This window comes from bacterium, assembly GCA_035281585.1.
Lineage (GTDB): Bacteria > UBA10199 > UBA10199 > DSSB01 > DSSB01 > DATEDP01.
In genome coordinates, this window is record DATEDP010000057.1 from 1 (window position 1) to 23,031 (window position 23,031).

Here is a 23,031-nt window from a genome sequence, read left to right on the forward strand (position 1 = left end):
CCTTGGGTGGAGATTTCAGCCTGCCGATCTCGGTCGACACCCGCCATGGCGCGGTGGCGCGAAAGGCTCTCGGTCTAGGCGTTGAAGTCATTAACGACGTCTCCAACGCTTCCGATCCCGCTTTGCTGGCGGCGGTGGCCGAAGCCGGAAGCGGCTATGTCCTGATGCACAGCCGCGGCCAGCCCGCGACGATGATGGACTCGGCGGTTTACGGAGATCTGCTCGGGGAGCTGCGGCGCGAGCTCGGCGCCGGCTTGGAGCGGGCGCGGAGCGCCGGCATCGCCGAGGACCGGATCGTGCTCGACCCGGGCTTCGGCTTCGCCAAGACCCCGGCTCAAAATTGGGAGCTGCTTTCGCGGCTGACGGAGCTTCAGGATCTTGGCCGCCCCCTCTTGGTCGGGCTTTCTCGGAAACGGATGATCCGGGAATGCGTCGGCGAATCGCCTGAAGCCTTGACCGCGGCCAGCGCGGCCGCCGCCGGCTTGGCCGCGCAGCGCGGGGCCCGAATCCTTCGGGTCCACGACGTGGCCGCGACGCGGGCGGTCTTACAGATTTTGCAAAAACTTCCCACCCCCCTTTGAAAAAGGGGGGAAGGGGGGATTTAAAAGCTTTCGCAAAATAACAGAGGCTGCTCCTGCCGCAGGCGCCGCCAAATCCCCCCTTTCCCCCCTTTTTCAAAGGGGGGTATTTTATATCTTCATTTTCGCGACCAAGTTTTATAGCTTAAAAAGGCTATGGCATCCCAACGGCATATTTTCGGCACCGACGGCGTTCGGGGCTTGGCCAACAAGGCTCCCTTGGATCCCGAGACTTCCTTGAGCTTGGGCCGGGCCTTGGCCCGGGTTTATCTGGGCCAAGGCGGCAAAAACCGCATCGTCATCGGCAAGGATACCCGGCTCTCGGGCTACATGATCGAGAACGCCCTGAGCTCCGGCATCTGCTCGATGGGCGGCGAGGCGATCTTTCTCGGCCCCTTGCCGACGCCCGGCATCGCTTTCATCACCCAGGCGATGCGGGCCGCCGCCGGCGTGATGATCAGCGCCAGCCACAATCCCTATTACGACAACGGCATCAAATTTTTCGATCATGACGGCTACAAGCTGCCCGACGATCTGGAGGCCAAGATCGAGGGCCTGCTCTCGAGCGACGCGCTGAAGGACGGACCGACCCATGCCGAGGTCGGGCGGGCTTACCGGGTCGATGACGCCGCCGGCCGCTACATCGAATACCTCAAGAGCACCTTTCCCAAGGAATTGAACCTCGAAGGTTTCAAGATCGTCGTCGACTGCGCCAACGGCGCGGCTTACAAGGTGGCCCCGACGGTTTTCGAAGAGCTCGGCGCCGAGGTGGTGGCCCTGGGCGTCTCGCCGAACGGCCTCAATATCAACGAGGGTTGCGGCGCGCTTCATCCCCAAGGTTTGAGCGAAGCGGTGAAACGGGAGGGAGCCCAGCTCGGCGTGGCCCTCGACGGCGATGCCGACCGGCTGGTCCTGGTCGACGAGCAGGGCCAGATCGTCCATGGCGACCGGGTGATCGCCCTTTGCGCGCTGGATTTGAGCGAGCGCGGCCTGCTCGCCAAGCAGACCGCCGTCGTCACGGTGATGAGCAACTTGGGCTTGGAGCTGGCCATGCAGGGCAAGGGCCTCCAGCTTCGCCGGGTTCAAGTCGGCGACCGCTACGTCATCGATTCGATGCGGCGGGAGGGCTTCGTCTTCGGCGGCGAGCAGTCCGGCCACCTTATCTTCAGCCACTACAGCACCACCGGCGACGGGATCCTGGCGGCGCTTCAGGTCCTATCGGCGATGAGGCGCAAGGCCAAGCCGCTTTCGGAGCTGGCCAGCTGCATGGAAGTTTTTCCCCAAGTCCTGCTCAACGTGAAGGTCAAGGAGCGCAAGGAGCTCTCTCAAGTCGCCGAGCTCTGCAAGCTGCAGAAGGACATCGAGAGATCGCTGGGCGCGAAGGGCCGGATCCTCCTGCGTTATAGCGGCACCGAGCCCTTGCTCCGCATCATGCTCGAGGGCGAGGATTTGAAGAAGATCGAGGACTACGCTCAAAGCCTCAAGACCGAGGCGGTGAAGGCCCTGGGAGCGGCCTGAGCCATGCCACTGCTCGGTGTCAACATCGACCACGTCGCCACTTTGCGCCAAGCCCGGCGCACGACTTATCCCGATCCGATCGTCGCCGCCCAGATGGCCCAGGACGCCGGCGCCGACCAAATCACCTGCCATCTGCGCGAGGACCGGCGGCATATCGTCGACGCCGACTTGCCGCGCCTGCTGAAGACGGTGGAAATCCCGGTCAACCTCGAGATGGCGGCCACCACCGAGATGGAAGTCTATGCCTTGCAGCACCGGCCGGCCAAGATCACCCTGGTGCCGGAGCGGCGGGAAGAACTGACCACCGAGGGCGGCCTCGACGTCGTCGGCCAAAGCGCTGCCATCGGACCGCTGGTCGCCCGGCTCAAAGCCGCCGGCCTTTACGTCTCTCTCTTCATCGATCCCGAGGACGCTCAGATCCGGAAGAGCCGGGAGCTGGGAGCCGATTCGGTGGAGCTGCACACCGGGAGCTATTGCGAGCTGCCCGAAGGCCGGCGCGGTCCGGAGCTGGAGCGCCTGGCCAAGGCCGCGCGCTTGGCCAAGGAATTGGGCTTCTTCGTCGCCGCCGGCCACGGCTTGAATTACCAAAACATCCTGCCGGTCCGGCGCATCGCCGAGATCGAGGAATACAACATCGGCCATAGCATCGTCGCTCACGCCGTTTTGGTGGGCTGGGACCGGGCCGTCCGCGAGATGAGGGCGTTGGTCGCATGAAGATCCTGAACGGCGATCAAGCGGCCCAGCTCGACCGCCTCTCGATCCGGAAGCACGGCATCTCGGCGGCGGCGCTCATGGCCCGGGCCGCCCGGGCCTGTGCCGAAGCCTTGCATCGCCGCCTCCAGCCCAAGAGCAAGATCGTCATAGTCGCCGGGCCGGGCAATAACGGCGGCGACGGTTTGGCGATGGCCGGCGAGCTGGCCGGCCGCGGCCATTCGGTGCAGGTCTATTGTCACGGCGGCCCCGAAAAATATTCGCCCGAAGCCCGCGGCTATTACGAGAAGGCCCGGCCTTTTTTGCAGCCGCCGGCCCGGCTCCCGGCCGCGCTCCACGTTGCCGATGCCGTGGTCGACGCGATCTTCGGCATCGGCTTGAAACGGCCGGTCGCCGGCGCCATCGCCAAAAGTCTTAAGGCGATGAACCGGGCCAAAGCCTTCAAATTGGCGGTCGACATGCCGAGCGGCGTCTCGGCCGACAGCGGCGAGGCCTTGGGCGAAGCTTTCCGGGCCGACTTGACGGTGACCTTCGAGACGCCGAAGCGCGGCCAAGTCTTGCCGCCGGCTTGGGACCACGTCGGCCGGCTCGAAGTCGCCCCGATCGGGCTCAGCGCCGCCGAATTGCGGCGGATGAAAACGGATGCCGAGTGGGTCGACGAGAAATTCGCCGCGACTTTTCTCAAGCCGCGCTCCCTCGGCTCCAACAAAGGCCGAAGCGGGAAGGTTTGGGTGCTGGCCGGCTCCAAAACCATGCCCGGGGCCGGCTATCTCTGCGCCCGCAGCGCCTTGCGGGCCGGCGCCGGCCTCGTGACCTGGGCCTTGCCCGAGGACGCCCACCGCCGCATCGATCTACGCTATGCCGAGGTCATGCTCTTTCCCTTCGAGAATTTTTCGGCTTTGGGCGCCAAGCTTGCCGCCGCCGATGCCGTCGCCGTCGGACCGGGATGGGGCAGGGGAGCCGCGGCCGGCGCCTTCCTGCGATCCTGGCTCGGCTGCCGCCGGCCGCCGACGGTCTTCGATGCCGACGCCCTCAACCTTCTGGCCGAAATTCCAAGCGCGATGAAATCGCTTCGCCCGCGCGACGTCCTGACGCCTCATTGGAAGGAGATGTCGCGGCTCGCCGGCATCCCGCTCGCCGAAATAGCCGAGGATCCCTGGCGTCGCGCCCGTGAATTCGCCCGGCGCCGGCGCTGCCTCTTGGTCTTGAAAGGTTATCGCAGCCTGATCGCCACGCCCGAGGGCCGGCTTTACGTGAACTCCAGCGGCGGTCCCAACCTCGCCACCGGCGGGGCCGGTGACGTCTTGACCGGACTGATCGCCGGCTTGATCGCCCAAGGCCTGAAGCCGGCGGCGGCCGCCGTGGTCGGAGTCTTCCTCCACGGCCAGGCCGGAGATCGGCTGGCTCAGACCAAAGGTGACCGCGGGACTTTGGCTTCGGACTTGACCGAGCTCTGGCCGGCACTCATCAAGGACTTGCTCTCCCGCCCCCCTTTGCAAAAGGGGAATAGACGGGATTTGACCCAAGCTTCGCACTCGAAAGGGGGGCCTAACTTTTGCGGCGATCTTTAAATCCCCCCCAGCCCCCCTTTTTCAAAGGGGGGGGCTCCGCGATTCAAGTTTGGCATTCGCCCTCGGAGCGCGTCACCCAGGAGCTGGCCGCCCGCTTCGCCGAGCGGCTGCGCGGCGGCGGCCATGTCGCCCTCGAAGGCGATTTGGGCGCCGGCAAGACTTGCTTCGCCAAGGGTGTGATCGCCGCCTTGACCGGGGTTCCGCCCGACGAGATACCCTCGCCGACTTTCACTTTGGTCGAGGAGTATCCCGGTCCGCTCAAGGTCTATCACGTCGACCTCTACCGCATGAACCATCCGGCCGAAGCCGAGGACTTGGCTTGGGACGAGATTCTCGCCCCGAACGCGGTGGCTTTGGTCGAATGGCCCGAGCGATTGCCGAAAATATTCGAAGATTGCCAATTCCGCCTCCTCTTCAGTAAGGAGGGAAAAAAGGGCCGACGCATCGAGCTCCTTGCGAAGGGAAATGTCCATGAGCGCCTATAAATCCAAGCTTCCCGTTTTGCCCCAGCAAAGAGCCCTCGAACCGGTCGACCCGCTCAAACGCTATGTTCAAGAGGTCAGCCGCTATCCTTTTCTCACGCCGAAGGAGGAGCGGGAGCTGGCTCTGCGCTTTCGCGAGACCGGCGACCGCGACGCCGCCCGCCAACTGGTCACCTCTCACCTTCGGCTGGTGGTGAAGATCGCGTCGGAATACCGCACCGCCTACCACAATCTTCTGGATTTGGTGCAGGAGGGCAATCTGGGATTGCTACGGGCGGTGAAGAGCTTCGATCCCGACAAGGGCGCCCGGCTCGGGCACTACGCCAGCTGGTGGATTCGCTCCTTCATCCTCAAGCACATCTTGGATAATTTTCGCCTCATCAAGATCGGCACCACCCAGGCCCAGCGCCGGATCTTTTTCAATCTGATGAAGGAGAAGGAGCGGCTGGAGCGGCAGGGCTTCAAGGCCGGCGTCAAGGAGCTGGCGGCGGCGATGGACGTCAAACCCGAGGAAGTGGAAGAGATGCAAGCCCGCCTCGGTCACGGCGATCTTTCGCTCGACGCGCCGGTCCGCGACGGCGAGGACAAACGCCACATCGACCTTTTGGAGTCGGAAGCTCCGCCGATCGAGGAGACCTTGGATCAAGCGGCTTTCCAAGACGTGCTCGAAGACAAGTTCAAGGAGTTCGCCAAGGAGCTCAAGCCCCGCGAGGCCAAGATCTTTCACGAGCGCCTCCTCGCCGAGATGCCCTTGACCTTGCAGGCCATCGCCGACGAATACGGGATCAGCCGAGAACGGGCCCGGCAGATCGAGGAGCGGCTCAAAGAGAAGCTGAAGGCCTTCTTCCAGAAGGAAGGCGTCAAGGTCGAGGACCACCTCTGATCGACTGTCAATTTTTTCAGCAAAACATACGGGAAATACATCCCTCATAAAAACAATAAGTTAAGAGACTCATTGTCATTTCACCCAGCCAGAGGCTCTCGACCGACCTCAAGCGCGTGGGCTTCAAGCTTCAGTGATTCCTGGAGTATTTGGCCTTCCGGGCCGCCTGGAGCGAGCGGCACGGCTTCTGCAAATCTTTCCCGGCAGGAGGACGGAAGGAATGAAGCTGTCGAACGAATATTATCTTTCCCAATACGGCGTCGCCCCGCTGGTTCAACCCCAAAGGCCCCAAGGTCCCCGCTACGATCCGACGACTCTGGACTATGAGAGCAGCGTCGGCGGTGAATTCGATTATTTCAGCGATCAAGCCAGTTATGCCCAAGTCGGTTACGGGCCCAACGACCTGGCCGCTCTCGAAGGCGGGACTCAAGCCGCCGGCGATGCCGTTCCCCAAGACGCCATGATCGAGGAGCTCGATGGCTTGGTGGGGGAGGAAACCGCGCCCCAGGCCGATCCGCTGGCTCTGCTCCAAGAGATCAAGGAGGAATTGAAGAAGCCCGAGAGCCAAGTGCTTCCGGAAGAGGCGATCGAGGATTTCGAGGATCGGATTTCCGACCTCGGCGAGCAGGCCCGCAAGTCCGACGTGAGTTTTGACGAGCTGCTCGGCTCGATCGACGAGCTGAAGTGGACGATCGCCGATGCCGTGGCCGAGGCCACCGCCAACCATCAGGAGAAGGCCCAGGCGCTGGGCGCCTCGGTCGAAAGCCTGCTCGACAAGGTTGGGAAATCGAAGCTCGATTCGGAGAAGAAATCCGGCTTCCAGTCGAAGCTCGAAGGGCTCCAAGGCGATCTTCGGGAAGAGGGCGCCGACCTCGAGGAAATCCGCGAGAAACTGAACGAGCTCAACCAGGAAATCACCCGCGAGATCAAGGTCGCAGAGCTGAGCCGGGATCTCGAAACCCTGCCTTCCAAGATCCCCAGCGAAGGCTGGCACAAGGAGCAGACGATGGAATTGGCGACCAAGCTCACCGAGGCCCTGCGCAGCGGCGAGTGGGGCAGCGTCAAAAACTATCTCCAGGACAAGCGCGACAACCACAAGAACGAAGGCAATAACTTCATCCCCCAGTTGATCGGCACCATCTTCATGGATTTGGCCGGCAGCGACGAGAACAAGCTCGACCAGTTTTTGGCGCTTATCCCCTCGGAGATTCGCGAATTGATGGCTCAGGCCGCGACCCAGGAGGACGTCAACTCGACCGAGCATCTCGATAACCCGCTCAAGTACAAGTACTACGGCCGGCCCAGCGCCACCGCCGATCGTCTTCGTAGCTCGCGGATCGACGAGGCTCTGGAGCAGATCGAAGCCGAGCCGCTGCCCGAGTAGCCAGGGGCTTTAGCCCCGCAAGCCCTTCGACCCGGAGTCGCCGCCAGCCCCTTGTCCTATATGGCGTGCGTCTCCGGGTCTTTTTTCTTACCTCCCTTTGAAAAAAGTACGCAAGGTCCGGCTTTGCCGGACCGCGCAGCAAATTCGCAGAATTTGCGAAGGCTAACACCAGGGGGGATTTAAGGACGTGGCAGGTGTCTGAACGAGCATTGGTATTCACGCGACCGCTTCAAATCCCCCCTAACCCCCCTTTTTCAAAGGGGGGAATCGCACGACTCCGGGTCTTTTTTCATTTTTGGACGCTCGGGTTTGCGATTTCTCCGACTTATTTTTCAAGCACTTAGCGGACCGTTGCTATTTTCAACTGAGTGGACACCGAGCCGCTCGGCGGCTCCAAAATTTAAGATGTATCTTATTGAAATTACTAAAGTAATTGAAGTGTCCCGAAGGCGGCGCTGGCACGAATCATGCTTTTAAAATTCTCAGTAGACGACCCGGGAGCATTCAAGCGGCCTCCCGGGGGCACGCCGAGCCCCTTGTCCTATATCGGTACGTGCCTCCGGGCTCCGCTTTTTTTATTGGCTGAGAACGGTGTTCGGATTCACGTCAATGCTGTGAGTGGATGTGGTGCCGGAGCCGTTCAGCTCCAGCGTCACTTCGAGCGGAACGATGAAATTCTCGTCGGCCTCGGGCAGGGGCGGTCCTTGGAAGGTGCTGCTGCTCAAGCTCTGCCCGTCCTTCAGCCAAGCGGCTTGGGCGGTGACCTGATGGAAACCCGAGCAATCCAAAGCTTTCCCTGGGTAACGGAATAAGAAGTTCTCGGTTTGCCAGACGCCGCCGATGCACTGAGTGGTCTTGCTCTCGGTGACGTTGAAGGGATTGTCCTCGGCGGTGAAAAGGAATTTCATCGTGACCGTCGGACCGGTGGGCGGCAAATCGGGCGGCGCCATCTCGCCGTCGTTGACGGTGATGTTGTCGAGGTTGATTCGCGCCACCGCGTTGCTGCAGGCCTCGGGGACGCCGCTGCGGGTCGTTTTGACGCTCACTTGGAAATTGATGACGCAGGGAGCCCCGATTCCCTCGCTGCTCTGTTGAGTGCTGGGTTGGGCCTGGCCGCCGCCAGTATCGCCACCGAGATTGGGCCCGGGGCCATTGGGGCCGGCCGAATCCAAGCTATTGCCGATGGCCACCGGTGCGCCGCCACCGCCCTGGGCCACTTCGGCCGGCGAAGCTCCGCCGCCGCCGGGGCTCATCCCGGTGCAGGCCACGGCACCGGCCAAAAAGGCCGAAGCTGAAAGGGTAAAAAGTTTGGAAAGGGCCGTGGGCATCCCGGCTCAGTATAGACTATTTGCCGAGCCCTGGGGAAGATCGGCGTTGAAGGAATCCGAGCCTAGATCGACGGTGATCTCAATGGGGATGGGATCGTCTGGACCTTCAAGGCTTTGCCGAACCCTCAGTAGACGGCATTGACCGAGTTTTCGGAATCGTATTGATAGAGGTGGCTGTCGTTCCCCAAGTCGATGGTCAATTCCAGCGGAATCGGCGTGTAGTCGCCGGGCTCCTTGGTGGGGGCGCCGCTGTAAGTATTGCTGAGATAAGTTTGGCCGTTGTGGCGCCAATTGGCGTTGGCCGTGACGTCATGGCCGGCCGTGCAAACCGCCCGGAAGAAGAAAGGATCGGTGGTTTGCCAGCGGCCTTCCACGCAGCTCAAGCTTTGGGTGGCAGGCATGGCGCCGGCGGGCGACACCGTCACCTTGGGCGGACCGTCGGCCTCCTCGTCGACCGGCGCGTAGACGCCGCCGCCGTTATTGGCAATGACGTCTCCGCCACCGAACATCAGGGTGGTCGCGACGGTGCAAGCTTCTTCGGAGCCGTTATGCAGGACTTTCAACTTCACATGGAAGCTGCGGACGCAGCCGCCGCCGATATTGTCGTTGCTCTGTTGGGTGCTGGGGCCGGCTTGCCCGCCGCCGGCCCCGCCGGTCGGAAGGTCGCCGCCGCCGGCGACGTCGCTGCCGCCGCCGTCCAGGCTATTGCCGATAGTCACCGGCCCGCCTCCGACGTCGGAAGGAGCCCCGCCCGGAGTCATCCCGGAACAGGCCGCCAACAAAGCCAGCGCGGTCCATTGTAAGAAGGAAGAAATTGAAATTCGAAGATTTGCCATTGGCCCCCACCCCCGTCCTATCGAGGGGTGCCCTCGGTTAAGGCCCTTATCGGCCCATTTTAGTCGGAAATTGCGGAAAATTTAGCTTTTTTCTGAGGTTGTCATCCAGAGGAGCGGGGGCCCCAGTCGAACAGGCTGGGGAACGAAGGATCCTTGCGGAGGCTTTTGGCGTCAAGAACCTCCGCAGGGATCCCTCGCTACGCTCGGGATGACAGGTAACCCGCTCAGGATGACGCTAGGATTCGACCTTTTCCTCCGCCTTGGAACCGAAACGATCCAGCTTGTGATAGAGCGTCTGGCGTTGGATTCCCAGCTTTCGGGCCGCTAAGGCCTTGTTTCCCTTACATTCTTTCAGAACCCGGGCGACCTCCTCGGGGCTGACTCGGCGCTTTGGCGGCTCGATCTCCAGATTCCGAATCTTTTGATGGAGGGTGAAGCGGGAGATGCCGAGCAGCTTGGCCGCCTTCACCTTATTGCCCTGGGCCTCCTGGAGAGCCCGGTCGATGATTCGCTTTTCGAAGCTCGAAACCTGGCGATCGAGGTTCAAGTCCCGCATCATTTCCTCGTCGAACTCGTACTTTTCCCGGACGGCGTCGGAGAGGAGGTCCTTGGTGATCTCGCCTTTGCCCATGACCAGGGCCCGGTTGATCTCATTTTCCAGCTCCCGGATGTTGCCGGGCCATTCGTAGGTCATCAGGGCCTTGACCGCCGCCGGCTCGATCGAGAGGAAGTTGGGCGGAATTCCCATCTTGTTCTTCTTCATGAAGTAGTCGACCAGGGCCGGGATGTCCTCGCGGCGCTCGCGCAGGGCCGGAAGGTTGAGCCGGACGACGTTCAGCCGGTAGAAGAGATCCTTGCGGAACTTGCCCTGCTTGACCAGCTCGCCCAAATCCTTGTTGGTGGCCGAAAGGATGCGGACGTTCACCTTCACCGTCTTGTTGGAGCCAAGCGGGCGGATCTCGCCTTCTTGCAGGACCCGGAGCAGCTTGGCTTGCATGCCGACGCTCATGTCGGCGACCTCGTCGAGGAAGACGGTGCCGCCGTCGGCGTACTCGAACATTCCCTTCTTGTCGCGCTCGGCGCCGGTGAAGGCGCCGCGGACGTGGCCGAAGAGCTCCGACTCGAGCAAGGTCTCGGAGTAAGAGGCGCAGTTGGTCGAGATGTAGGTTCGAAGCTTGCGCGGGCCGTTGAAATGGAGGGCCCGGGCGATCAGCTCCTTGCCGGTTCCGGACTCGCCGTGGATGTAGACCGTGACGTCGGAATCGATGATTCGGTCGAGGGTCTTGAGGACTTCCTTCATCGCATGCGATTCGCCGATGATCTCGTGATATTTGTCGGAGCGGGGCGCGTCGATCTCCTGCGATTCGAGCTGGAGCCGGACTTTTTCGAGCTCCTGCTCCTGGTCGGCGACCCGCTCCTCCAGCGCCTTGTTGAGGCGCAAGATCAGCTTTTGATTGGTCTCGAGCTCTTTTTGGCGCTGGCGGTTTTCGTCGAGCAGCCGGGCGTGGGTGAGGGCCAGCGAGGCCTGGTCGGCGAAGACCGCGACGACCTTGGCATGACTCTCCTGAAAGACGCCGGAAGCGAAGCGATTGTCGAGATAGATGACGCCTTGGACCGAGTCGCCGCTGTTGAGCGGCACCGCCAGGATCGAGCGGAGCTTCATCCGGTGCACGCTCTCGGCCCCCTTCAGCTTGGCGTCCTCGCCGGCGTCCAAGGTCAGGACCGGCGCCCGGCTTTGGGTGACTTCCCGGATGATCGAGGTCGAGACTTTCTCGCGGGCCTTCTTGAGGCTTTCCTTGTCCATGTTGCGGGCCGATTGGACCTCGAGGCCTTCTTCCTTGAGCAGGACGACGAAGCCGCGCTCGGCGCCGGACAGCTGGATGGCCTCGTCGAGGATCAAGTCGAGGAGCCGATCCAAATTCATTTGAGCCAGGATGCGCTTGGAGATCTCGAAGATCTTCTCGTAAGCGGCGAGGTCCAGGGTGGTCGTGGTGAGAGTCATGATATTTCTCCTGTCGCATTTCCCCCCTTTGAAAAAGGGGGGCAGGGGGGATTTAAAGCCGTTGCAAAGACGCCTTGTGCCATTTCAAGCGCGATCCTTCTTTCCACCGCTTTAAATCCCCCTTAATCCCCCTTTTTCAAAGGGGGAAAAGTTTCAATTCTTCCTCGATCTTTTCGAGCTTGCGGTCTCGAAGATAGCTTTGGCGCCGCGATTCCGGGATTTCCTCGAGCAGGCCGCGGAGCGCTTCGCGCGCGGCTTCAAAGTGGCGGCGGGCCGTCGGCCGGTCCTCCCGGCGCTTGGCCAGCAGACCGAGATCGAATTCGGCTTCCCAGAGCAAATGGCCGAGCTCGAGCCTTCGCATTTCGGCCGCGGCGCGCTCGAGACGTTCTTGGGCGGCGGCAAGATCCGGCTTGGGCCGGTCGCGCAGGACCTTGGCGATCAGCAGGCCGGCCCAGGCGGCGATGAAGCTGTTGGAGCTTTCCTGGGCCGCCTTGAGGGCGGCTTCGGCGTCGAGCTGGGCCGCGGTGTGACGGCCGCCGTCCCAATGGAGGTAGCCGCGGTTGAAATAAAGTTGGGGCCGGAGGCCGGAGCCGGGCCGGTTCTCGAGGAGCCTGATGGCTTGGTCGAGATATTGGCCTTGAGCCTCGGTTTCGCCGCGCTGGCCGGCCAGGAGCGAAAGAAAGTTGAGCGCCGCCGCCTGCTCCTCGGGAAAAGATCCTTCAATCGCCGCCCGCAGCATTTCGAAGGAGGAGGCCTGGGCCTCGGCTGCCCGTCCCAGCGTGTAGTAGAGGTTGGTCAAGCCGTTGGCCAGCTTGAGGCGGAGCAGGGGATGGCCCGAGCGCTCGGCCAAGGGTTGGGCTTGGCGGTAAAGCTCGAGCGCGTCTTCCAATTCGCCGCGGTCGAGATGGGTGCCACCGATATTGAGCAGCGCCAAGCCCTGGGCGTAGTCGTCCCTCGCGGTCTCGGCCAGCTCGGCCGCTTGGGCATAGAGGCCCAGCGCCCCCTCGGGATCGCCGCGCTTTTTTTGATACCAGCCGCGTTGGTTGAAAATCCGCGAAAGGCCGCTGGAGTCGCCGGCGCTTCGGTAGGCTCGGTCGGCTTCTTCCAGCGCGGCACTCCCTTCGTCAAGCCGCCCCAGGCTGGCCAGCGAGCGGGCCCGGATTTCGTGGAAGAGGCCGCGGAGCGGCGGCGGAGCCTCGGCTTCATTCGGCAGGAGGCTCAAGGCTTCGACGCTGCGGCCGGCCGCCGCGAGATGGCGGGCGCCGAGAATTCGCCATTCGGCCGAGGGATTTTTCTCGCCAACGGCCGAGGCGATCCGGCTCCCGGCCTCGAAATCGCCCTTTCGATAAAGGGCTTCCAGTTCGCCGCTCATCGCCTCCCAACCTTCGGCCGAGGCCTGGTCGATCGGGCGATTTTCCTTGGCGAAGTAGAGCGGCACCGGGCCTTCGGCAGCCGCGCGCAAGCGGCCTTCGGCCTTCCAGCCTTCGAGGCGCGGCTCAAGGGTGCCCGGCTCCAGCCCCATCATTCCGGCCAGGGAATCGGCGCTCAATCCGCCGGGGAAAAAGGCCAGCAGATTTTGCACGCGAGCCCAGCGCTCTTCCCAGCGCCGCCGAGAGCTCCCGGTCAAATCATGGAAGCCTTCGCCCGAATGAAGCTCATTCCAGCGCCATCCATCCTCGGTCCAGATCAGGGCGTGGCGCTCGCGCAATTCTTGAAGCAGCTCTTCGAGGGCTCGGGGGCTGGTGGCGCCTTCGGCGGCCAGGGTTTCGACCATCGCCTCCGGAAAGTCGCGGATTTCGCCGGAAAGAAAATTTCGCAATCGGGCCGCGTCGAGCGGCGGAAGGCGAAGGGTTTGAAAGCCCGGCCAGCTTGCCGGCTCTTCGCCGAGCGCGACAAGCAAGGGGCTCGAGGTTTCCACCGCCGGACAGGGCTCCGCCAGGTCCAGCAGGATCGGCTCGGTCGAATTTCCTTTTCCGCTCTTTCCGGCGAGCGCCGCGGCGCTATCGAAGAAGGCCGGCTGGCCGCCGGCCAATTGCAGCTTTTCCTTCAGGTGCCGAAGCAAGCGGCTCTTTCCGCTGCCGGTCGAGCCGAGCAAAAGAGTCTTCGAGCCGGGTCGGCCGGCGGCTTCGACCAAGCTTTCCAAGATCTCCGGAAAGAAGAGGCGATCGGACTCGGCCAAGATTTGGGCCGGCGCCACCGCCGGGCGCAGGCTGAAGTTCTCGCCCAGGATCGAATTGAGCTCCGACAAAAGCTCGGCGGTGGAAGCGGGCCGCTTGGCGGGCTCGCGCTCGATCAAGCGATGCATCAGGCCGGCGAAGGCTTCGGGCAGGGCCGGATTCAATTGCCGTGGCTCCGCTAGACTTCCGTAGAGCTGCTCTTGCATCTGCTGCAAGGGGTCCTCGCTCTTGAAGGGGAGGCCGGCCGAGAAGAGCCGATAGAAGATCATCCCGATCGCGTAGAGGTCGCTGGCCGGCGTCGGCGCTCCGCCCAGCAGCAGCTCCGGCGCGGAGTAGGGCGGGCTGCCCGAGAACTCGGCGGAGCCGGCCGGATTTTTCAGGGTCCATTGAGCCAAGCCGAAGTCGATCAGCTTCACCCCGCTTTGCCCTTCCTTGGGATGGGCGACGAGGATGTTCGCGGGCTTGAGGTCGAGGTGGAGGACGCCGCGCCGGTGCAGGTAGTCGAGGCCGCGCAAGAGCTCGACGATCCGGCGGAAGACGGTGTTCAGATCGGCGCTGCGGCAGGCGGCGAGCAGATCCTGGCCCTCGATGTATTCGGTCGAGAGGTACATCTCCTCGGCGCTGGCGCCGAAATCCCAGACTTTGGCGAGGTGAGGGTGGCTCAGCCGGGTGAGAGAGGAAAATTCATTGCGCAGCGAATCGGCGACGGCTGAATCGCGCAGCCGCTTGCGGTCGAGCAGCTTCAGCGCGATCGGCTTGCCGCCGCGCCGGGAATCTTTGGCCAGATAGACGTCGCCGGCTCCGCCGCGGCCCAGCGGCTGGAGAATTTCGTAGCGTTCGGCCCAAGGGCCCTGCAGCTTTTTACGACGAGTCGCCGCCATAGTGTGATTTTGCGAAAAAATAACAAATACTGGCTAAAGAATCTTTTATATTTAACTGAAATTAAAGGATTTTTTCTACATTAGGTAAAATTGGACGAAATGGACAGATAAGAGGTTGAAATTCTAGGGTTTTAGGCGGCTCCCCTGGGCCCGCGCTTTGCATCCCTCCCCCCTTGTGGGGGAGGGTGCCTCCGGCGAAGCCGGAGGCGGGAGAGGGGGTGGGGCGAAGCAAGCCTTGTCTTAACGCCACCCCTCTCCCGCCCCTTCGGGGCACCCTCTCCCGCAAGGGGAGAGGGCTAATAGGAGAAATTATATGACCGGAAAAATTTTCCGGCTTCGGCCCCAAACCCAACAGTGTCGAGAATCGCTTTGCCTCGCGGAGTATGAGGAGGCTTGGCTCCAACATCAGCAAATCCAATTTCGCCGAGCCGGCCAAGGCGGCGAGGGCTTTGAAAAGTTTCGCGCCCGGGTTTGGGGCAAGGCCAGCTATGCCGAGGGGATGAAAATTCAGGTTCATGGTCGCCATGGTCAGATTTTTTCCTGGTCCGACGTCGCCGCGAGCGGCCGCATCGAGTATTCCGATGTGCAAAGCCTGATGGAGCTCGGCCTGGTTGAGTTTCTGGTGCCGACTCACCGCTGCATCTCTTCCCGGGTCTCGCCCAACTTGATCGTTTATCCGGTCCGCAGCCGCCGCGATTTCCTGACCATGGTCAAGGGAATGCAGGAGCTAAGGCCGTTGCACGGCGAAGGCGCCGGCAATGTCTTCTGGCCGATCTGCTTGCCCGACGAAACCTTGCAAGGGGCCCCGCCTCCGCCGCCGCCGGCGCTTCCCTTTGTCTTCGGAAGCGAAGAGGAGGAGGACGAGGTCTGCGATGGCGGCGAGATCGACTACTTCGATGAAGACCTGGATCAGGCGATCTGCGAGGAAGGCGAAGCGGTCGCTTGGAGCGGCACTTTCAAATCCGGCCTTGGCGCCTTGCTCTCAGGCTCGGCAAGCTACGGATTGGGCCTCGCTTTGGCCGTTGGAGCCGAAGAGTTCGGCCGAGTTGCGGCAGCTAGTGAATGAGTCGATGAGGATGACAAAAAAAGGTGGGGTCGCTTTCGCAACCACCACCTCTGCTCCTACCTAAATTCTGATTAGTCCTGCTTTGGGGCCGCGGTCGCCGCGGCTTTCTTGGCCAAGCTTCGGGCGCCGACCGCGCCGACTCCGAGAAGGGCCGAGGACATGGCGACGTCGACCATGAAATTTCCGAGGTCCTCGGCGCTGATCGAAGGCCGCAGGACCGGGCAGATCGGATAGCCGAAGCGCTCCAGGCCCACCGCCACCGGGAAGAGGGGCGTCGGAAAAAGCAGGGGGGCGGTTCCGAGAAGAATCATCTTCTCCGCCGAAGAAATCCGGTGGCGTAGCTCGGCGCTGGCTTCGGGCGTGAGGCCCAAGGCGCGGTGGACTTGCGGAGTGGCGAAGCGCCCCAGACCGTAGAAGGGGACCGGCGCCAGCAAGGCTTCGAAGAGGGGCTGAACGTATTTTTGGAAAACGTCCTCTTCAGAGCCTCGAAGGTCGTCGACGTAGGTTTCGACTTTGTCCACGGCCTTCTCGATCGTGTCGTTGCATTCGCCCGAAGCGAGGGCGCCAATCGGCGAAATCGCCACCCCGACCGCGCATCCCAGATCCGAATCTCCGAAAATTTTTCCAAGGAAACCCATAAATACCCCCATGAATTGGCCCTTTCTTTCCTCCTCAAGTGGGCCGCGGCCTAGGGAGCCGCGGCCCGAGGATGAGGAAAGTGGGCAATGATTGTCGGGAAAACTCTATTACAAGCGAGGTGCCAAACGAGGGCCGCAGGCGAAATAATCTCTAGTTTATTGTTTTTACTCATTAATTTGTTTAATGCGGCCGTGGCATGGGGCAAGGGCGAATTTGTGCGAAGTGCATAAATTATTACATCTATAAATATTTATTAATTATTTCATGTCGTTAAATCTTATCAACCAAGATGTCTAAAATCATAGTCTTGTAACAGTTACACAGTAAGGGGCTGAGAGGGACTTGGTGCTTTGGCGCCATGGAAGATTCGCTCGGACACCAAAAATTCAAAGGCGGATCTCTCTCGGCCTATATATGGTTGTTATGTCTTTAATTGCACAATTAAACGCTGGGTGGGGTTTTGGGAGTAACAATATGAAATAATTAATTTATTATTAATATTTCACGTATTAACACATACTAGACATATTCGATCGCCCCGGCCTAAATTCGGCTATCTATATTTATATAAATAAAATCATATAGTTATAATCTATTTCCGAGACTCCTCCGCTTGGCACAAACATTGGAATATAGAAAGGCAGGAGGACGAAAGAAATGCAAATGATTAACCCCACCATCCAAGCCGAATTCAGCAAGCCCGGAATGAACCCCTTCTTTGCCGCCCTGGCCCAGGCCCCCCGCGTCGAGACCCCGGTTCACAAGTTCCACCGCGAAGTGAAGGCTTTGGAGAAGATCGCCGAAGCCGGTGACCTTCAGGCTTGGACCGCCAAGGTGGGTCAGGTCGATGTTCTCGCCCAGCAGGCCTTTGAAGATCCGATGAAGCTCCTCGAAGCCAAGGTTCAGGTCAAGAAGCTCGAGCTGACCCTCTTCGTCAAGGCCAGCAAGAGCGCCATCCAGCAGGCCGAAACCGTCGAGAAGCAGGCTAAGGAAGCCGAGCTGACCGATAACCAGGCTTCCCGGGCCCTGTGGATGAAGGCCCAGCAGCTTCGCCAAATGGGCCGCCTGTTCCAGGACAAGCTCCGCGCCCAGCTCCAAACCGCTTAATTCAAGCGAAAAACGAGGTCTTTACTTCGGTTTTCAAGGAAATTGGGAAATAATGCGTAAAAAAGACTGGTGGTCGATGGGTAACGGACTTGTTGAAAAAGATCGAGGCATCCAGAGCACCCTCTGGAAGTGGGCGGAGGACTCCAAGCTTCCGACCCGACCGACGCCGAAGGGGCCGGAAGGGACCGTCGACGGCCGCCAAGTCGTCGAGTTCGTCTTCGGCCATTTCGAAAAATTTTCGCCCAAGATTCAGAAGCAGATCGCCGTCCTCCAGAAGAGCTTTCGGGCCCTCGGTTTCTCCGACGACGAGGCCAAGGCGATTCTGGCCGGCGATCCCAAAACCGGCGCCAAACATCTGGTGGAGCGGGGCAAGGATTTCGAGAAGCGGGCCAAGGAGGAGAAGAAGTCCCTCGTCGCCAAGGATCACCTCGAGCAAGCCCAGACCGCTTACCGCCTGGCGCTGGGCCTCGATTCCAAGAATGCCTCGGCCCATCGCGCCTTGGCCGATCTTTTATACCGCGGCGGAGACATCAAGGCCGCCCGCGAGGAAGCCGGCTTGGCGATCCGCTTCGCCGAGGCCAAGGACGTCCCCAATTTGATCGTCTGGCTGCATTCGGTGAAGGACCCCTCGCTCAAGAACAGCAAGGCCCTCGATTTCGCGGCGACCCAATTGGTCGAGGCGCGGCGCTTCGATGACGCCAAAGCGCTCTACGAAGGAGCGGCCCGCGGCCAAAGCGATGCGGCTGCCGCCCAGAAATATCGCGAGAAAGCCCTGTTGGTCGAGGAGATGGGCGGAGCTTTCAAGCCGACCTTCGACGAAAAGACCAATCCCGAGGTGGCCAAGCTCCACGCCGCCCTTCGAGCCCAAGGCATTCCCGGCGGCTTGATGGCCGGGACGCCGGTCGAGGGAAAGGGGGCCCGCGAGCTCAACGCCTCGCAAGTTTTGGCCTTCGTCGACAAGAACGGCGAGGACCCTCGGGTCCAGGCCGCGCTCAAGGAATGCGGCTTGGCGCTTCCGAAGATGAAGTTCCGCGATGCCGCCGACCAGGAGGCTTTCGCCCGCTTAAGCTTTTCGCAAAAACTTTCGCTCTACCACCAGCGCCAAGCCGAGGCCGCGACCGGCGACAAGGCCAAGGGAAAGCATCTGGCCGCCGCCGCTCACTTCGACCCGACCTCGACGGCCAAGCTGAGGGCCTACGCGGAAACCCTCACCGGCGAGAAAGATCCCAGCTCGGCCATCCAAGCTTACAAGTGGCTGGTGAAAATGGATCCGGCCAATGCCGCGGATCGCAAGGCGCTCGGCCAGCTCTACCTGAGCCAAGATCGCTGGGAAGAGGCTTACAAGGTCCTGCCTCGAGCCGAGGCCGAGACGATGCTGGCGGCCAAGATCGACAAGGCCCGCCAATTCGCCGAGATCAAGGATTTCAAGAAGGCCGAGGAGATCGTTCGCCAAGTTTGGGGCTTGCTCGAGGAGCCTTACAAGGGCCGGGCCGCGCTGCCGGCCGACGAGGCCGGCCGGATTCTTCGCTTGAAGGCCAGCCTCGACCTGGCGGCCGGCGCCGTTCATGTGCTGAAGGAGGGGCCGGCCCATGGCGTTCAGGGTTTTCAGCAGGCGCTCGAGGCCAGCAACGAGGCCCTCCAAAAAAATCCCAAGGACGAGCAAGCGCTTCTTCTGCGGGCTCGGGCCAACGACAAGCTCGGCAACGGCAAAGCCGCCTTGGTCGACTACCTGGCGACTTCCACCTTGAATCAGGCGCCGACCTTGGTCCCCAAGGACCTCAAGACTTCGACCAGCCCCAGCCTTCGCGGGGTTCCGATGCCGGAGGAGTACTACCGCTTCGTCGAGCGCTACCGCGAGCAGGTTCGGACCGATTTCCGCAAGGAGCTGGATAACTTCAAGCGCTTCGCCCACGAGACCAGCCCCGACGCCAAGAAAGAGGTCGAGGCCAGCCGAGCCAAGCTGGAGGGGATGGTCGAGGAGCTCCGCAATTTCCCGGAAATGAGCCGGAGCGACCAGTTCGAGGATTTGAAATTGGTCCGGGAATTTTTGAAGTACCGGAAACAATGGGTCGAGGGCCAGGCCCTGCTGAAGTTCGAAGGTCAGCCGGTGGTCAAGGACAAGAAGCTCGATCCGGTGAAAGTCGCCGAGCTGGTAAAAGATTGGCAAAACGGCCAACCCACGCCTGACCAGCTCCTCGACATCGCCGGCGCGTTGAAGGACCAGTTCGTCGATGCCGCCGCACCCGGTTACCGAAAGCTCGATGCCCAGCTCGAAGCTCGGCAAGAGCAGGCCCAGCGCGCGCGGGAGCACAATGCCTTCGTCAATTCGCTGGATTACCAGAGGCTCAAGGCCAAAGCCGAGGTCGAGCTGAAGGCGGTCGAAGAGCAGATGCGGGAAGTTCGGAACGAGCTCCTGCCCAACCTGACCTTGAAACCCGGCGAAAGGGCCAGCCTGGAGCAGATCGCCGACGCCGAGGTCGCTTCCAAGATCAATATGGAGCTGGGGCACCTCAACGGCCTCAGTAACACTTTGAATCAATGGAAGGCCCTGATGGACGCTCTGCCCAGCGACGTCCTCGACACTCGATTCCGCCTCGACCAATATGGCCAAATCCTGGCCGGCTATCATCAAGTATTGGTGGCCGATGAGAAAACTTACGATGGCCCGGCCTTGCCCAGCGACTCCGAAATCTCCGACAAGATGTTCGATATCCGCTTCGGACGCAGCGGCAAAGGCGAGGACGCTACCTACGACAAATCGATTTCCTTCAACGCCTTGGCCGAGTCCTATGCCAAGAGCCAAGGCCTATCCTGGGATGAGAAGGCCTTTAACGACTTGACCTTGGCCTTGGTTGTGGGCGCCGAAACTCAGGATTTCCGCCTTGCCAAATATCTCAGCGCCGACGGCATCAAGGATTTTTTGACCAAAAATCAGCAAGCCGGCGAGCTCATGAAGAAGGCTTTCGCCACCGGCGAGGATTATGGCGCGGCCACCGCGCTCGCCCTCGAGGCCCTGCGGGCCTACGCCGAACTGGGTAATTCGGCCAAAGTCGAAGAGACCCTACGTTACATCGATGGATGGCAAAATTACGGCCCGCGCGAAGAGAATGAGATCGCGCGCGAAATCCAGAACCTCGAGCTGAAGTCGGCGATGGCCGAGGCCCTGCAGGGCACCAATATTAGACTGGTTGGCGAGAGCAAGGAGGATGTCGACGCACAGGCCGAATATAGCGAACCCGGGAAATTGCCGAGAACCTACGAGGAGCTGCTCCTCGGCGAGGCTCGATCCAGCGCCCATCGTCTGGTCGGACGGGATTACGGCAGTTACATCCCGGGCTTGATCGCGGCCCGAAGCTTCTACGAGAAAGACCGGGACCAGGAAAACGTTCGGGAGATCGACAAGAAGCTGAAAGAGGAATTGGATGACCGCCAATACTCGCTGGAAACTCGGGTCGAAGGGATGGCGAGCGACTCGGGCAAGATCTACTCGGTGGATTCGGCGCTGACGATCTATTCCAAGGACGAGCGGGAATCCACGGTCAACCAGGCTTCGCAGCTGATTCAAGCCCGCCTGGCCTTGGTGGGCACCATCGACATGTCCAACAAGGAGGCTCGGGAGACTTACGGAAAAAGACTGGTCAAGGACCTCGAGGTCTTTCGATTGGCCTTGGAGTATTCGCCCGATCTGAAACCGGAAGTCCGCTTTGAGATGCTCAAGCAGCTCTCTTCCTCGGCCGCGCTCTACAAGAAAATGTTCACCGAAGGCGAGAATCCGGCCATCAAGCCGGAGACGCTCAAGGGGCAGGTCGACGCTATCGCCAAGCTGGGCGAGAAGATCATCGACGACCACGCTTTCGCCTTCCATCCCAAATTGGATGCCGAGGACGCTTGGGCCATCGAGCGAGTGCGAGCCCTGGGCCTTCCGTCCCATATCGAGAGCGGGATTCTCGGCTATTACCTCGACCGTTCGCAGGAGCCGAAGGAGATTCGCGGCGCCCACATCACCCAAGCCGACTTGGATGAGATCAAGAAGATCGAGAGTCAGTACAGCTACAGCTACCAGATGCAGCAATTCAACGTGGAGCAGTACTTGATCAAGGCCGGCAAGTTTCGGCCGCTGACCGACGGCGAGACCAACATCCAACAAGGGATCCGCGACGACTTCAAAACGGTCTATACCCAGGCCATGAACGAGGGCAATTACGAGCTCTTGTCGAATTTCACCCCCACCGTGTTGAACCAATTCTCCAAAGCTTCCTATGAAGCCCACGAGAAAATCGAAAGCTCGAAGGACCCCGAAGCGCCCCTGAATGTCCGACTCGAATCTGCGGTCGAAGCGGCCTCCATCTTCGGCCAACTCGGCCTCGACGCGCGAGTGGAGCAGGCCTTGGCTCCGGTGAAGGAGCACATCGAGAAGCAGGAGCCATCGGTCCGCGCCTCCGGCTACCTTTCACTGGGCCAAATCTACGAGAACTCGGGCATGGAGAAAGAGGCCAAGGCCCAATATCAAAAGCTGAGCGACCTCGATCCGGGGCCCGGCAAGAATCAGGCCGATAAGGCCCTCCATGAGGCCGCCGTCTTCGCCCGCGGGCGGATCCAGCTGGTCGACGGCAACCTCGACAAGGCCAAGGAGATCTTAAGCGAGATCAAGCACAACAGCTTGGCTGCGGCCGAGCTCCAGAAGATCGACCAAGTCGAATACCAGAAGCGAGTCGGCTTCCCGCTGGAGTTTCTCTCGGCGGTCCTGATGGCCGAGGTCGACAAACGTCGCGGCAATACCCGGGACTTGGAATACATCACCAAGCGCGAGGGCAAGGCTAACGAGTTCCATAAAGAGGTCCAGGCCTTCCTGAGCGAGGCCCAGCGGATGCTCCAGAGCGGCGAGGTCAAGACCCTCGAGGAAGCCATCCAAAAGCTGCGCGATGACGTCGGCTATTGGCAGGTCCTCGATGTTTTGGATCGAACCGGCCGGGGCCAGGATACGATGGCCTACATCAAGACCCTCTCCAATCCGACTCTGACCGACGCCCAGGTTTCCGGCGAAACCCTCCGCTTGGCCGAGAAGCTCCTCGACCGCGAGGATTTCGAGTTCGCCTCCCAAGTCTCCTCGCTCTTGACGAGCGATCCTCATGTTGGGCCCCAGGCCAAGGAGCTGGTCAAAACCCGCATTCCCGACGAGGCCAAATGGGCGGCGCGAAAAGCGGCCATCTGGAAAGCGGTCAAGGATATCCTCATCGTCCCGGCCATCGTCGAGGGCCGCTACGGCGACGCTTTCGTCAGCGCCCTGACCACCATCGCCAGCTTCGGCGTCGGCCGAATCTTTAGCGCCGGCGCCAAGATCGCCTGGGCCGGCTTCACTGCCCGCTCGGTCGCGCGAGCCGGCTGGATGGCCCGTTTCGCCGCTTGGTCGCCGCGCGGTTTCAAGGTTGCCGAGGTCGGCGCGGTGGCGATGGCCGACAATGCCGGCTTCGCCGTCGGCGGCATGTTGATGGAGACCGCCCGGACCGGCAAGAACCAGTTCGGCTGGAATCGCTTCTGGCATGAGATGCTGGTCGGCATCGCGCCCTTTGGCTTGGTCCACGCCTCGGGCAAGGTGATGGGTGCGATCGGCAAGCGGGCCGAGCACATTCCCTGGCTCAAGGTCGCGACCGAAGCCGAGGCGACCCTGCTCAAGGGCCAGGGCAAACTGGCCATCAGCCAAAGCGGCCGGGCGGCGGTTTGGACGACCCACCGGCTGATGAATGCCAGCGCTTTCACCCTCGGTGGCATGATCAACCAAAATCTGGGATTCATCGAGAAGGACAATGCGCCGCTCGGCCTGGTCTTCCTCCAAAACTTGGCGATGGATTTTCAGATGATGGCGGCCCA

General features: G+C 61.3%; 15 protein-coding genes. 10 read left to right on the forward strand and 5 right to left on the reverse strand.

The features are described 5' to 3' along the window. The 7 genes from folP to VJR29_04300 form a co-directional block, all read left to right on the forward strand. A partial coding sequence (gene folP, locus VJR29_04270; GenBank protein ID HKY62614.1) for a dihydropteroate synthase occupies positions 1-581 on the forward strand: 581 nt, incomplete at its 5' end. A gap of 153 nt (positions 582-734) precedes the next feature. After that, positions 735-2,096 (forward strand): phosphoglucosamine mutase, encoded by a 1,362-nt coding sequence (gene glmM / locus VJR29_04275; protein HKY62615.1) that lies wholly within the window; start codon positions 735-737, stop codon positions 2,094-2,096. Between the two features lie 3 nt (positions 2,097-2,099). Then, entirely contained in the window at positions 2,100-2,810 is a 711-nt protein-coding gene (locus tag VJR29_04280; GenBank protein HKY62616.1) for a pyridoxine 5'-phosphate synthase, read from the forward strand. Continuing rightward, the gene (locus VJR29_04285) at positions 2,807-4,378 is read left to right on the forward strand and encodes an NAD(P)H-hydrate dehydratase (protein ID HKY62617.1); all 1,572 of its coding nucleotides are present in this window, start codon (positions 2,807-2,809) and stop codon (positions 4,376-4,378) included. Before VJR29_04280 ends, VJR29_04285 begins: the two co-directional genes overlap by 4 nt. After that, a complete protein-coding gene (gene tsaE, locus VJR29_04290; protein HKY62618.1) occupies positions 4,363-4,863 on the forward strand; it encodes a tRNA (adenosine(37)-N6)-threonylcarbamoyltransferase complex ATPase subunit type 1 TsaE in 501 nt (166 codons plus the stop codon). The genes VJR29_04285 and tsaE overlap by 16 nt, the downstream gene beginning before the upstream one ends. Beyond that, the gene (locus tag VJR29_04295) at positions 4,850-5,743 is read left to right on the forward strand and encodes an RNA polymerase factor sigma-32 (GenBank protein HKY62619.1); all 894 of its coding nucleotides are present in this window, start codon (positions 4,850-4,852) and stop codon (positions 5,741-5,743) included. The genes tsaE and VJR29_04295 overlap by 14 nt, the downstream gene beginning before the upstream one ends. A gap of 220 nt (positions 5,744-5,963) precedes the next feature. Beyond that, complete coding sequence (locus VJR29_04300; GenBank protein ID HKY62620.1) at positions 5,964-7,127, forward strand: hypothetical protein; 1,164 nt, start codon at positions 5,964-5,966, stop codon at positions 7,125-7,127. 575 nt (positions 7,128-7,702) lie between these two features. On the opposite strand, the gene VJR29_04305 is transcribed toward VJR29_04300, so the two are convergent. The 4 genes from VJR29_04305 to VJR29_04320 all read right to left on the reverse strand — a co-directional run bounded on the left by VJR29_04305 (position 7,703) and on the right by VJR29_04320 (position 14,351). Then, positions 7,703-8,455 carry a hypothetical protein gene (locus VJR29_04305; GenBank protein ID HKY62621.1) on the reverse strand — a complete coding sequence of 251 codons (753 nt, stop codon included), beginning with the start codon at positions 8,453-8,455 and terminating at the stop codon, positions 7,703-7,705. Between the two features lie 125 nt (positions 8,456-8,580). Continuing rightward, on the reverse strand, positions 8,581-9,291 hold the full coding sequence (locus VJR29_04310) for a hypothetical protein (GenBank protein ID HKY62622.1): 711 nt from the start codon (positions 9,289-9,291) through the stop codon (positions 8,581-8,583). Positions 9,292-9,526: 235 nt separating this feature from the next. Continuing rightward, entirely contained in the window at positions 9,527-11,293 is a 1,767-nt protein-coding gene (locus tag VJR29_04315; GenBank protein HKY62623.1) for a sigma 54-interacting transcriptional regulator, read from the reverse strand. Positions 11,294-11,429: 136 nt separating this feature from the next. Next, positions 11,430-14,351 carry a protein kinase gene (locus VJR29_04320; GenBank protein ID HKY62624.1) on the reverse strand — a complete coding sequence of 974 codons (2,922 nt, stop codon included), beginning with the start codon at positions 14,349-14,351 and terminating at the stop codon, positions 11,430-11,432. Between the two features lie 313 nt (positions 14,352-14,664). On the opposite strand from VJR29_04320, the gene VJR29_04325 reads away from it, so the two are divergent. Then, positions 14,665-15,417, forward strand: coding sequence for a hypothetical protein (locus VJR29_04325; GenBank protein HKY62625.1), 753 nt, complete (start codon positions 14,665-14,667; stop codon positions 15,415-15,417). Between the two features lie 71 nt (positions 15,418-15,488). Here VJR29_04325 and VJR29_04330 read toward each other — a convergent pair whose 3' ends face one another. Continuing rightward, a complete protein-coding gene (locus VJR29_04330; protein HKY62626.1) occupies positions 15,489-16,055 on the reverse strand; it encodes a hypothetical protein in 567 nt (188 codons plus the stop codon). Between the two features lie 658 nt (positions 16,056-16,713). Here VJR29_04330 and VJR29_04335 point away from each other — a divergent pair. Then, complete coding sequence (locus tag VJR29_04335) at positions 16,714-17,163, forward strand: hypothetical protein (protein ID HKY62627.1); 450 nt, start codon at positions 16,714-16,716, stop codon at positions 17,161-17,163. Between the two features lie 52 nt (positions 17,164-17,215). After that, on the forward strand, positions 17,216-23,031 hold a 5,816-nt coding region (locus VJR29_04340; GenBank protein HKY62628.1), incomplete at its 3' end, for a tetratricopeptide repeat protein.